The sequence below is a fragment of the Pedobacter frigidisoli genome (assembly GCF_004331675.1).
GTDB classification, from domain to species: Bacteria; Bacteroidota; Bacteroidia; order Sphingobacteriales; family Sphingobacteriaceae; genus Pedobacter; species Pedobacter frigidisoli.
In genome coordinates, this window is record NZ_SJSN01000017.1 from 1 (window position 1) to 13021 (window position 13021).

At 37.7% G+C, this 13021-nt stretch carries 13 protein-coding genes and 2 pseudogenes; 10 read left to right on the forward strand and 5 right to left on the reverse strand.

Features of this window, described 5'->3' with window-relative positions; genetic code table 11:
• The 3 genes and pseudogenes from EZ449_RS18295 to EZ449_RS18305 form a co-directional block, all read right to left on the reverse strand.
• Window positions 1-184 (reverse strand): annotated as a pseudogene (locus tag EZ449_RS18295) (IS1634 family transposase); the annotation flags it as partial.
• A 312-nt stretch (window positions 185-496) separates the two neighbouring features.
• On the reverse strand, window positions 497-817 hold the full coding sequence (locus EZ449_RS18300) for a hypothetical protein (protein ID WP_131561595.1): 321 nt from the start codon (window positions 815-817) through the stop codon (window positions 497-499).
• Window positions 814-1227: a DUF3575 domain-containing protein gene (locus EZ449_RS18305; protein WP_131561597.1), complete on the reverse strand. Its 414-nt coding sequence runs from the start codon at window positions 1225-1227 to the stop codon at window positions 814-816. Before EZ449_RS18305 ends, EZ449_RS18300 begins: the two co-directional genes overlap by 4 nt.
• Before the next feature lie 230 nt (window positions 1228-1457).
• Here EZ449_RS18305 and ruvX point away from each other — a divergent pair, with 230 nt between their 5' ends.
• The 7 genes from ruvX (at window position 1458) to EZ449_RS18340 (ending at window position 6386) form a co-directional block, all read left to right on the forward strand.
• On the forward strand, window positions 1458-1874 hold the full coding sequence (ruvX, locus tag EZ449_RS18310; RefSeq protein ID WP_131561599.1) for a Holliday junction resolvase RuvX: 417 nt from the start codon (window positions 1458-1460) through the stop codon (window positions 1872-1874).
• 8 nt (window positions 1875-1882) lie between these two features.
• Window positions 1883-2518, forward strand: coding sequence for an O-methyltransferase (locus EZ449_RS18315; RefSeq protein WP_131561601.1), 636 nt, complete (start codon window positions 1883-1885; stop codon window positions 2516-2518).
• Window positions 2519-2597: 79 nt separating this feature from the next.
• The gene (locus EZ449_RS23180; RefSeq protein ID WP_131561603.1) at window positions 2598-3266 is read left to right on the forward strand and encodes a glucosaminidase domain and LysM peptidoglycan-binding domain-containing protein; all 669 of its coding nucleotides are present in this window, start codon (window positions 2598-2600) and stop codon (window positions 3264-3266) included.
• Between the two features lie 39 nt (window positions 3267-3305).
• Entirely contained in the window at window positions 3306-4169 is an 864-nt protein-coding gene (locus EZ449_RS18325; protein ID WP_131561604.1) for a glucosaminidase domain-containing protein, read from the forward strand.
• Between the two features lie 48 nt (window positions 4170-4217).
• Complete coding sequence (locus EZ449_RS18330) at window positions 4218-4970, forward strand: hypothetical protein (protein WP_131561606.1); 753 nt, start codon at window positions 4218-4220, stop codon at window positions 4968-4970.
• The gene (locus tag EZ449_RS18335) at window positions 4967-5290 is read left to right on the forward strand and encodes a hypothetical protein (protein WP_131561608.1); all 324 of its coding nucleotides are present in this window, start codon (window positions 4967-4969) and stop codon (window positions 5288-5290) included. The genes EZ449_RS18330 and EZ449_RS18335 overlap by 4 nt, the downstream gene beginning before the upstream one ends.
• 94 nt (window positions 5291-5384) lie before the next feature.
• Window positions 5385-6386: a DUF3078 domain-containing protein gene (locus EZ449_RS18340; RefSeq protein ID WP_131561609.1), complete on the forward strand. Its 1002-nt coding sequence runs from the start codon at window positions 5385-5387 to the stop codon at window positions 6384-6386.
• A gap of 39 nt (window positions 6387-6425) precedes the next feature.
• Here EZ449_RS18340 and EZ449_RS18345 read toward each other — a convergent pair whose 3' ends face one another.
• Both EZ449_RS18345 and EZ449_RS23190 read right to left on the reverse strand, forming a co-directional pair.
• Window positions 6426-8183 (reverse strand): DUF5916 domain-containing protein, encoded by a 1758-nt coding sequence (locus EZ449_RS18345; RefSeq protein ID WP_225872365.1) that lies wholly within the window; start codon window positions 8181-8183, stop codon window positions 6426-6428.
• A gap of 16 nt (window positions 8184-8199) precedes the next feature.
• A complete protein-coding gene (locus EZ449_RS23190) occupies window positions 8200-8847 on the reverse strand; it encodes a carbohydrate binding family 9 domain-containing protein (protein WP_225872366.1) in 648 nt (215 codons plus the stop codon).
• A 554-nt stretch (window positions 8848-9401) separates the two neighbouring features.
• On the opposite strand from EZ449_RS23190, the gene ffh reads away from it, so the two are divergent.
• The 3 genes and pseudogenes from ffh (at window position 9402) to EZ449_RS18360 (ending at window position 13017) form a co-directional block, all read left to right on the forward strand.
• Entirely contained in the window at window positions 9402-10742 is a 1341-nt protein-coding gene (ffh, locus tag EZ449_RS18350) for a signal recognition particle protein (protein WP_131561611.1), read from the forward strand.
• 356 nt (window positions 10743-11098) lie between these two features.
• Window positions 11099-11950 (forward strand): annotated as a pseudogene (locus EZ449_RS18355) (YifB family Mg chelatase-like AAA ATPase); the annotation flags it as partial.
• Window positions 11951-12498: 548 nt separating this feature from the next.
• Entirely contained in the window at window positions 12499-13017 is a 519-nt protein-coding gene (locus EZ449_RS18360) for a hypothetical protein (protein WP_131561613.1), read from the forward strand.
• The last annotated feature ends 4 nt before the right edge of the window (window positions 13018-13021 follow it).

Consider the following 13021-nt stretch of genomic DNA (forward strand, 5'->3'; position numbering starts at 1 on the left):
CGAATAAACCTTCTCCCTTCACCTGATTATCTGCCCAGATCTTGCCTTCCTTGTAAAAACGTTCAATCTCGGCCTCATCCCTAGAGACACCAATTGTCTTAACCTCCTTAAATTTACCTTGAACCTTGACCGCTACCACAATGCTAGTGGTGCCAGAACGGTTCTTTTTTTTGCGAACAAACATGCCTAAAGATAGTTCTTAATCGCCTTGCGTCACCCAAATTGGCGATGCAAATACCGTAACTAACATAAGATCAAGTCGTTGTGAAATTTATTAAAAAATCATGGCGAAGTCAGGAGTATCGAGTAAAACAAAATTTAAAAACAATAAAAGGATGCCGCTGCAATAGGGTTTAGGTAAATCACTTAGAAGCATTTGGCCAGAAAACCTCTGTAGAAAATAAATTTATTTACTTTATTTTGCTTACACGCTTTCACGAACATTCGGAATATCGCTGCCATTCGGATAATTGTGTAATCCTTAAACAGAGAAACCTTATGGCATAAAAAAGCCGCCCAAAATTTTGAGCGGCTTATATAATTTGATAAATTTAGAAACGGTAACCAATACCCAAATTGGCACGAATACCTGCCCACTTTCCAAATCTTTTAACTCATCTCTTAACGATTGTTGTTCTTGAAGTGTTAAGGTTTTCGTACCGCTGATTTTACCTTTAGAAAAACCATATTGAGGACCAAAAATAGACCAATCGAAATAAACCTTGTTGGCGATTTTCCATTGTGCACCAATTAAAACTCCTGCAGTAAATGTGGTTAAATTGCCGCTTAAAGGAATGTATTCTTGTTTGTTATTCACAGTAAATTCATAATCAATTTTGCACTGTAATTTGCTAAACGTAAGAAAGGAGCAACATAAAAGCCTTTAAATACATCCTTACCAAAATACCATTTAACCTCTGGCGTTATGGCGAAGTTGCTTAGTTTTAAGCTACCAATCTGTTCATCAGCAGAATCAAAAGAAGAACTAAAAGGAATTGAACTTTTGGGCATTAAACGAACGCCTACACCAACTGTCATTTTTTTGTGAATAGCTCGTTCGTACTGGATGTTAACCGATTTGAATAAGAAAGAGCCAAAATTCAGTTTAACTAGGTTTTTACCCCTATCTAATGCCGCAGTTTGTGTTGTTTGTGCAAAACTGTTAGATGAATAGAATAAGCCAATAACCAAAGTTAAGGCTAACGTTTTTGTAAAATTTAGATTCATATTATTTGTTTGTTTTATACCGCGGTTGGCAATTATCAATCCACAAATCTAAATCATTATTAATCAACGATATAATTAAATATACATTAATTCGAGTTGCGTATTCTATTCCCCAAGCGGGGAAAGAACTACTCAATATACAGCTTAAAACCCATTCCCAAAAAACCTTACCTTTGGTTTTTTTAATTTAGCTATGGTGAAAGGAAACCGCCATACGCAAAACCTTTTATATGGCTCGAATATTAGCTTTTGATTATGGCACAAAACGCATCGGGGTTGCCGTAACCGATCCCTTGCAGATTATTGCAACAGGCTTGGATACCATCCACCCGAAAGATGCGATTGAGTACATTAAAAAATATATGCTAACCGAGCAGGTTGAGTCATTTGTGCTGGGCGATCCGAAACAAATGGATGGATCGGACTCTGATTCGAAACAACATGTTAAAGGCTTTTCTACCTTGTTAAAAAAAGCTTTCCCAGCTATTCCGCAGCATTGGGTCGATGAACGTTTCACCTCAAAAATGGCGCACCAAGCCATTATGCAAAGTGGCCTCAAAAAAATGGATAGACGGGATAAAGACAGGGTTGATACCATTGCCGCTACCATCATTTTACAATATTTTATGGAAACCAACCGTTTATAACCCCATACATGAGCCTAATAAACGACGACTTACAACAGTTACTCATCAACTACTGCGAACCAGAAAGCGAGCTGCTTCAAAAAATAGACCGCGAAACCAACCTTAAAGTCTTGATGCCAAGAATGCTATCTGGGCACTACCAAGGCAGGGTTTTGAGCATGTTAAGCAAAATGGTTTCTCCAAAAAGAATATTAGAAATTGGAACTTTTACCGGTTATGCAACGCTTTGCTTGGCCGAGGGCTTATCAGAGAATGGGATTATTTATACCCTAGATATTAATGCCGAGCTGGAAGATATGGTTCGCAACAATTTCGCTCAATCAAAATACAACAATAAGATTAAGTATATTTTGGGAGATGCTACCCAAACAGTAAACGATTTAAACGAAGTTTTTGATATCGTTTTCATTGATGCAGACAAGAAAAACAATGGCACTTATTACGACCTTATTTTTGATCGTGTTAGCCCGGGCGGAGTCATCATTGTGGATAATGTGCTGTGGAGTGGAAAAGTACTTCAAGATAAACAAGACAAAGACACCAAGAATATTATTAGTTTTAATGATAAAATAGCTGCAGATGAACGGGTTGAAAAATTAATTCTCCCTGTTAGAGATGGGTTATTTATGATTAGGAAGAAATGAAAATCGTCATTGCGAGGCACCAAGCAATCTGTTGATTAAGATTGCTTCGTGCCTCGCAATGACGGAAAATAATAAAAAAATGAAAAGAATATTTACCCTTTGCCTATTCCTCTTAACAGGAATTATTGCAAAAGCACAAAGCACTGCAGATTATATTGCCGCTCACGTCGATTTTGCACAAGGTTTAATGCGTGATCACAAAATTCCGGCAAGTATTATTCTAGCGGTTGCCATCCATGAATCTGCGGCTGGAAACAGTAGAATTGCACAATATTTAAACAATCATTTTGGGGTTAAAGGTCCGAATACGAATATGGAGATTCATTCTGCTTATCGCGATTATGAAAATGCGGATGAATCTTACAGTCATTTTGTAGAAATAATGGAAACTCGCGAACCGTTTAACAATTTGTTTTCCAAGTACGATCAATACGATTACAGAGGCTGGGCTAGGGGAATTCAGCGATCGGGATATGCTCACAGCAGAACTTGGGCAAGTCAGGTGATTGCACTGGTAAAAAAATATGAGCTTTACCAATACGATGAACGCCCCGAAGGTTATGAAGAACCGGTTTACAAAACGCCTGCTTATCGTAAGAAAAAAATTGCATCCAAATCATATACGACAAAAGCTGGAGATAATTTAAGCCTAATCGCCAAAAAGAAAGGTACAACAGTTAAATCTATTCAGAAAAAGAATGGCCTAAAAAACATTAACCTCAAACCCGGACAGAAGTTGAAGTTCTAGATTAAACCTAAAGTAAATATCATTTCAAAAATATTATAAATGCGCAAATTCATCCATTCCAACAATTATCCATCCCTTCATTTACTAATCATTATTGCAGTGCTTTTTTTCAGCTCTTGTGCTTCGAGAAAAATTACCAAGAACAATAATCAAATCGAAAAAGCTGCAAATAAGGCAAACAACAATAGCTATAAAAGCTACAATACATTAAGTTATATTGATGAATTTAAGGGTGTAGCGATAGAGGAAATGAATGCATTCGGCATTCCTGCAAGTATTACCTTGGCGCAAGGTATTTTAGAATCGGGTAGTGGCAACAGCGATTTAGCCAAATATGCAAACAATCACTTTGGCATTAAATGCACATCAGATTGGAAAGGGAAAAATTACTTTCGAGATGATGACCAAAAAAATGATTGCTTTAGGGTTTATAAGGACGCTCGCGAATCATTCAAGGATCATTCAGAATTCTTAAAACGTAAACGTTATAGTTTTCTATTTCAGCTGGATAAAAACGATTATAAAAGCTGGGCACAGGGTTTAAAAACTGCCGGTTATGCCACGAATCCGAAATATCCAGATCTGTTGATTAATACCATCGAAAAATATCAACTTCACCAATACGATCAATCTGAAAGCGAAAAGCAGAAAATCGCCCGAGAGGATCGTGTTTTTACGGAGATTAATGAAAACATCCCTCAAGAGAAGAAGAAATTTACACCAGTTGAAACTCCGCCAGTAGGCGCTAAACCAATTTTAGCTGATGGCACTTATACTGTGATTAAGGGCGATACGCTATACAACATTGCCAAACGCTTCAATCTCACTGTAGATCAACTGAAAATGCTAAACGAAATGACTGCCGATGCCATAAAACTTGGACAAGTACTTAAGGTTAAATAATGTTAATCGTAAACATTGCATAGCAGATATTTGTAGTTTTGTAGACTAATGAAACTTTTTGTACCCTTTATTTTATTGTTCGGCTTCGCTACGATGCTTCATGCACAAACAAAACCTGTGCAGGGAATCGTTATAGACAAGGAAACCAAGCAACGTTTGGCAAAGGTTTACATTTATAATATTCGAACCGGGGATGGACTTTACAACAACACCATAGGCGAATTTAGCACTTATGCCATTCCTGGCGATACATTAGTTGCCGCATTATCTGGTTATGGTGTAGATACAATGGTTTTTAAGGGGCAAGCAGCGGCTTATTTTCAATTAAAATCTTTGGGTATTCGTCTACGCGATGTGGTAATTCAGCAGAAAAGATTAACGCCTCAACAGCAATACGAAAAATCGATCCAAGAATATCGTTACCAAACCATGAAAGGAAGCAGCAAGGACCTTTTGAATTTAGGTAACGGCGGCGTGGGTTTGGGTATAGATGCCATATATAATTTACTGAGCAAACAGGGCAGAAATGCTCGTCATCTACAAAAAATACTGGAAAAAGACTATCGTGAAGATTTAATCGATTACCGTTTCAACGAAACCTTGGTTCAGCAGGTCTTGGGGATAAAAGATACTGAGCTAACAGATTTTATGCAGCAATACCGACCAACTTATCAGTTTGTTTTAGATGCCGATGATTATGCCTTTAATGTGTTTATCCGCAATGCGTACAAGAGTTATCGGCTAAACCCTAAAGCATTACAGTTGCCAGCATTGCCCAAGTTAACCATAGAAAAGCTGTGAGAGCACCAGTTTTAATCGTTAAGAATTTACCCGCAGCTGGAATGGCTATATTTCCATTTATACTGTTAAAATCTAATCGGCTTAAAAACGACAAGGAAATTCTTAATCACGAGAAAATTCATTTAAGGCAACAGCTAGAATTGCTAATTTTTCCTTTCTACCTTTTCTATTTGATCAATTATCTAATCAACCTTGTTCGGTTTAAAAATCACGATACGGCTTATCGAAACATCATCTTCGAAAAGGAGGCTTACCAACACGATTCAAACCTCAACTACCTAAAAAACGGAAGTTGGTACGGCTGGGTTAAATCGATTTAAATTCATTGATTGGCAACAGTCTGCAATTGTCTATCCGACAATCATTTTGCCAAATGCTTTTTATCTCCCAAATTTTTCTTTTTCTTTGTAGGTAATGAAGAACTGTTTAGCTGCCATCATCCTTATTCTAAGTTTCTGCTCTACAAAACTATATGCACAGGAAATTGATACGATTCCGGTCAACACCAAGGGCATGAACATTAAATTAAAGCGAAGCCCTCTGCCTAGCCGACAAGGACCATTAAACTTTGAACCAGTAAAAATTAAGCCCTTGGTAGTTAATGCGAAGGTTAATTATTGGAAAACCAGGACTAATATTGGCATTAACATCAATCAGGCACAATTTAGCGACAACTGGAAAGGTGGCGGAACAAATTCTATTGCTGTTGGAGGTTTGCTTAATTACAGGGCAGAATACAACAAGAATAGTTACAGTTACGTAAGTGAGTTGATTTTGCAATATGGGAAGGTTAAAAACAAAGACCAGCTGCAAAAGAAAACCAACGACCGTATTTTTTGGGATAATAAAGCATCGTTCCAATTATCAAAAAGCTGGTTCTTCTTCGGATCGGTAAGTTTCGAATCGCAGTTTGATAATGGTTACCGATATTTTAGAAATAACAATCAAGAAGAACAACAGGTTTTAATCTCTAGATTTATGGCCCCTGGATATTTAACTGAATCAATTGGTTTCGAATATAAGCCAGTTAATTACTTCTCTACTCGAATTGGTACCGGAACAGCAAGGCAAACCTTTGTTTTGGATAGTACCGTTTACGATGGCAAAAAAAATGTTTATGGTGTTGATAAGGGCAAGCGCTTCCGTAATGAGCTGGCTTTTCAGGTAGTAAGTGCCTTTGATAAGGATATTTTTAAGAACACCAATCTAAAAGCCCGTTATAACATGTTCATTCCATACGAGGATATTTCATTTTCTCGAATAGATCACCGTTTAGATGTTGCCTTGACAGCGAAAATTAACAAGTTTATGAATACGAGTTTAACAGGCGTTATTTTGTTTGATAAAGATACAGATCCGAAAGTGCAGGCGAATCAAACACTGGCTTTGGGGTTTGGGTTTACATTTCCGAGGTAAGTGAGCAGCAAAGCAGAAGCATTGATGTTATTTAAGTATTTAAATTTTCTTTCGTCTCTTTTTCAAATCCAAATAATCGATATAATATAGCACCTTTACTGAGAGGCTATTGTTTTGAGGAGCCGATAAAATGCCATCTAAATTGCGGTTATAACGCTGGGTATAAAAGGTATTGTAAGTTTCGGCGGCATCTTTGTACGAAAGCGAAAGCGTACTGCCTGGGGCAAATTGCCAGGTATAAATTAAATCGATATTAAAAACATTATAATTTCTATCTGTTCCCGTTAAAGCCGGACCTTGATAATCGGCCAGGTTGCCATCTGGTTTAAGCAAGTAGAATTCCTTATTTCGCCTATCGCTCCAATAATGCCTTAACACAACGGTAAAGCCCATTAAGTTGGTAAAAGTATATTTCGCATCAAAAGAGTTTTCAACTGTTCGTCTATCATAACGAGAGAAAATTGCATTGTTGCCCTGGGCCGTAACCCAATTCACGTAATTATAATTTGGATTGAAATTTAAATCTAAACCAAAAGCAATCTTATCGTTCAACCTTAAATTTTGGAAGAAGTAAAAGTTATACGATTTTCCCTTAAAAAGTTGTTGCTCACCGTACCGCACATTACCACCGAAATTATAGGCCTTTGCACGATTTGGATTTATATATAAACCAATACTAAAACTTTCTGGTGCTTTGTAAACCTGTCCGTTCCTGGCCTCGTAAAAATCGTTACGTTGTGCATTATAATTACCATTAAACTCTGCCGACCACAAGTTTTTAAACCTAACATAAGAACCTGTTTCTATCTCAAAACTTTGATAATCGCCAGGATTTGTTCTTCTCGAATACGACATATTAAACCAGCTCTGCCATTCGTTATACCATTTACTTGGTTTATAAATATTATAACCAAAACCTAGTCGCTGGTCCAAAAAGTTGTTATTGGTAAAAAAGCCCAAATCCGATGGGTCGAATTTATCATCAGCATAAACTTGGTTATAACTCCAGGTAAAATTGCCACTTTGCTTTCCAAAACGCAGCGTATAACTATAACCTGTGCTCGTTTCTTCTCCTCGTAAATAACTCATTTTGCCACCACCATTAACAAAGTATTTATTGTTTTTGTTATTCAAATTAAAGAGCAAAGCACTTACATTGGCATCATAAGCACTGCCCTGCCGTAAAACATTGGTATTTATAAAGGTTGCTGAGCTGTTATTTTTTAACGATTTATCGAAAACCAAGATATTATAATTGGTAAGCGGTTGGGTTTCTACATTTCGCAAGTTACCATTAGCATCTTCCACCTCGGTTTGCATACTATTGGTTATGGCGTTAAAAATTCCAATACCCAAACCTTTAGCAGTACGGCCAGAAATTTTGGTTGCATTTAAAACCTTTGCCTCGGTTTGATCTTTGATTATCTTATCGCCGCTACTTACGCCAGAATAATTGTAGTATGATGGTATTGAGCCAATTCGCTTTGAATAAAACAAATCTCCCTTGTTAAAAAGCTCTGTTCCCTCAGTAAAAAACTGGCGATTTTCGTTAAACTTAACTTCGAATGGTGTGAGATTTAAGATCCGATTATCAGATTGTACCTGCCCAAAATCGGGCACTAGTGTCATATCCAAAGTAAAACTATTATTAATGCCGTACTTAACATCCATACCACCATTAAAACGTGATGTTGTGTTTTTAACACCTGGAATATTTGCTGGATAGTGATTTACATACGCTGAAATATATGGCGAAAACGATAAGCGTAAAGGCGGTTTAATGTCTTTCAAGCCCATCCACAAACCCTCTTGGTTAATAAAACCGTTTACTTTTGGGTCTACAATTCCAAAACGTTTGTACGTTAGTGCGCTGTATTCTGCGGCTAAAATTTAAGCCCCAATTCTGAATATCCTTACTCGAGAAGCGTAGTGCAGAATAAGGGATTTTCATTTCACAAGTCCAGCCCAAATCATCTATTTTTACGGCACTTTCCCAAACGGCATTCCAATTGGGGTCTTCATCGCCAACCTGCGAATATTTGGCATCGAATTGAACGCCAGCAGCGGTAACAAAAAAACCATTGCCATTCATTTTATCGTAAAACGGATCTACAATTATCGAGATAAAATCGGCATTGCCAATATTATCACGAGATACCAATTCATGTGAAATACTATCCTTGTCATCGTACATACGGGCGTAAAGGTAAATGGCAACATCATCATATAGCACTTTCATTTCTGTTCGCCTATCTTGTTTCTCAACACGTCCAGGCACAGGTCTTATCTCAAAAAAATCGGTAGCAATTGGAACGTTAGTCCAACAGGGGTCATCCAAAATACCATCTATTTTTGGTGTTTCTATAGTTCTTACGGCAGATAATTGCTTTTGTTTTGAAGGATCTTGGGCATAAGAAAAAGAATAAGCGAACAGTAAAAATAGGGGTAAATAGAATTTCATTGGTTTGGTTTAGTCCTACATAAGACTATTGCTTACTTAAAATGTTGCACCAAAAGAAAAAAATATGATTTTTTGAAGCGCAGGTTTCTGCTAATCGTTTAATTGCTTCCCGTGTTACGCTTTACGCTTCGCAAGTCGTTCCTCCATGCTGCAGGGTACCGCTGCACCCGGGGCTAATTGGCCAATTTGTGCTGTTTTTTAACGTTTGGGCGGCAAGCCCTTATGCCTAAACCCTCAACAGAAGTGATATACTTTTTTTGTTTTAAAGTTTCTAACTCTTATCTGCAACGTGCCCGTAGAGTTACTAACTTTTAAAAAAAGATATAACAAATGGCGGGGCTGCAGCCTGCCAAATGCTTGTAACCGTCCGTTTTCAAAAAATCGGCATGAAGAGTTATCAACTCTATTAAGAACGAGGCTATAAGAGTCCGTAACTTTAGAAACAATTTTTGACTTTGAGTAGCAAAGATTTACAATCAAAAATTGATACATTTGCTTTTTATTAAAAACATTAGCTTTTTGCTTTGGCAATTGGCTTTTAGCTTCAAAAAAACATGTTTGATAATTTACAGGACAAGCTAGATAGAGCATTTAAAGTATTAAAAGGACAAGGCAGCATTACGGAAATCAACGTGGCAGAAACCATGAAAGAGATTCGTAAAGCGTTATTAGATGCCGATGTTAACTATAAAACCGCCAAAGCATTTACCGATGATGTAAGGCAAAAAGCATTAGGTGAAAACGTATTAACGGCAGTTTCTCCTGGCCAATTATTAACCAAGATCATGAACGATGAGCTTGCTGCCCTAATGGGTGGTGAGGTTACCGAATTAGATACAAGGGCAAACCCTACCATCATTTTAATTGCTGGTTTAAACGGTGCGGGTAAAACCACATTCGCAGGTAAATTGGCCTTACATTTAAAAGGCAAGGGCAAAAAGCCTTTGTTAGTTGCTGGGGATATGTATCGCCCTGCAGCGGTAGATCAGTTAGAGGTACTGGGTACTTCGGTTGGTGTGTCTGTTTACGCAAATCGCGAATCGAATGATCCTGTTGCAATTGCCTTAGAGGGTATTGCGCATGGTAAACAAAACGGAAACAATGTAATCATTATCGATACAGCTGGTCGTTTAGCGATTGATGAATCATTAATGAACGAAATATCGGAAGTTAAAGAGAAAACACAACCACACGAAATCTTATTCGTGGTGGATTCGATGACTGGTCAGGATGCGGTGAATACAGCGAAGATTTTTAACGATCGCCTTGATTTTACCGGAGTTGTTTTAACCAAATTAGATGGTGATACCCGTGGTGGTGCTGCCCTTTCCATTAAATCGGTAGTTAACAAACCCATTAAATTTATTGGTACGGGCGAGAAAATGGAAGCACTTGATGTTTTCTATCCCGATCGTATGGCATCGCGTATTTTAGGGATGGGTGATGTGGTTTCCCTTGTAGAACGTGCTCAAATGCAGTTCGATGAGAAAGAGGCCGCAGAATTACAGAAGAAAATACGCAAGAATAAATTCGATTTTAACGATTTCTATAACCAGATTCAGCAAATTAAGAAGATGGGTAACATGAAAGATTTGATGGGCATGATTCCGGGTGTGGGCAAGATGATGAAGAATGTGGATATTCAGGATGATGCGTTTAAATCAATCGAGGCGATTATCAATTCGATGACGCCATTTGAGAAAGAAAATCCAGATTCGATTCAACAAAGCCGTCGTTTACGTATTGCAAAAGGTTCGGGCAGCAAGGTAGAAGAAGTGACCAAGTTGATTAAACAATTTGAGGATATGCGTAAAATGATGAAACAGTTTTCGAACCCAGCAGCCGCAGCCGCAATGATGAAAGGTATGCCGAATATGCCAATGGGAAGAAGGTAGGCCGAAAGGTAAAAGCAGAAAGACTAAAGCGAAAATAGCATATTACAGATATTTAAATCCCAATCAGAAATGTTTGGGATTTTTTGTTGCTATTGATTTCAATCAAGAATAGTTGATATTTTGGCTAAAGCCTTAATCGGCTTGTAATAAAACAGTCAGCTGAAGCAGACTGCAATGAAATGCATATTAAACGCCAATATTATCGCCATTAATTTTTAACTTTTAATTAAAGCATAGAACATTCATTGCCTTTGATTTCAACCAACGGTAATTAGATAATTCTTTATATCTTAGTCATTATCAATTTATTCATCCCCGAATAATATAACATCCCGTTCCATTTTCGAGATAAATTAATGCTTGTAAAAACATACGGGAGTGCCGTTTATGGCGTAAATGCGTTAACCATCACTATTGAGGTAAGCATTAGTGCTGGCACAAAATATTACATGGTTGGTTTGCCTGATGATGCGGTTAAGGAAAGTTTGCAAAGGGTAGCGAGCGCCATTAATGTATCAGGCTTTCGAATGCCGAAACAAAAAATCGTTGTCAATTTAGCGCCTGCTGATATAAAGAAGGAGGGCTCATCTTACGATTTACCCATTGCTATCGGCATTCTTGCGGCATCCGGACAAATTCCTAGCGAAGATTTAGAGCACTATTTTCTTATGGGCGAACTTTCTTTAAACGGGAGCATACAGCCGATCAAAGGTGCTCTGCCCATTGCTATACAAGCGCAGCAAGATGGTTTCAAGGGCTTCATCTTGCCAAAACAGAATGTTCGAGAAGCTGCCATTGTTGATGGTCTTGTTGCTTATGGGGTAGAAAATCTTTCTCAAGTCATATCATTCTTTAACAAAACCGAAGCCCTAGAGCAGGTAAAGATAAATACTAAGGAAGAGTTCCTTAAAAACATCAGCAATTATGAGCATGATTTCTCTGATGTTAAAGGACAGGAAAATATCAAACGGGCATTGGAGATTGCCGCCGCAGGCGGTCACAATGTAATTTTAATCGGTCCGCCAGGAGCAGGAAAAACCATGTTGGCGAAACGTTTGCCAACTATTTTGCCACCACTAAATTTATACGAAGCATTAGAAACCACCAAAATACATTCTGTTGCAGGCAAACTTTCAGCTGCTGATGCATTGATGACCGTTCGACCGTACCGCTCCCCAGACCATACCATTTCTGATGTTGCCTTATTGCATTAATCGGCACTCGGTTCTATATATCATCATTTTACAAACAGGGCCAGGGTTTAGAGTAGAATGGCAGAGCAAAATCCACCAAGGGTTTAGCGATTATGTTTGCTAATTTCAGTTTTTATCATTCAGGTTACAGTAAGGGCGATTTCAACAGAAATGTAATGTTTCATGGCGATAGTTTAGACCATTGGATAAATTTTAGTGGCTCCGGTTCTTTAAAAAAAGCATTATATTCCGATAGTTTAAAGTTGCTTTAATATTCCTTTTCAGAAAGTAAATTTAGGAGGGTGCTTTTAAACTTAATTACGATAGCATCCAAACAATAGCTGCTAAAATGCGTGATGCTGTTATAAAAAAGCGGGTTATTTAACCCAAAGCCTAGATTTTTACGCAACAGTTTATCGAAAAGGCAAAATTGTGGTTGCTATGGGAAGTAACATCGATACCGAGGTAGGCGAAGTTGTAATTGCCCCCGCACTGCTCGATATTATTTATTGGGGGAAGAGCCTTACAAAAGCGACAAAAAATTAGCAGAGTACGCCAAGAATATGACTCAAAAACTTGATCGAACAAACATCAGGAAGCTTACAGAAGAACTCGGCTATTTTCTGGATTTAAAAATTGATGAAAAAGCCTGGAAATACAAAAGCGACGAAGTAATTAACCTCAAACATACCGCATCACATGCACTTGCGGATATTTATTTTGGAAATGCCAACTATAAACTTGCCGAAAAATACTTCCTAAGGTTGTTGTTAGATTTTAGAATTGTTCCTGCTGCCTGCACTACGGCACAAAAAGATGCCAATCGGATAATTTATGATTTAAACATGGTTTATGGAAAGATGGGCAAAACCGACGAGACATTAGGTTACCTAATTCCGCTATTAAATGGAAACGGAAGCATAAACTCAGCTAGCGAATTGCTGAACGCCTGCATCGAAAAAAATAAAATAGATAAAAAAAGCTTCAAAAAACAACTCAATGATTCGTTTAGTACACTAGATAATATACGAGGTGATGGCACCTATACTTTCATCTTCAACGGAAAAATAATTTTATTTTGAATAT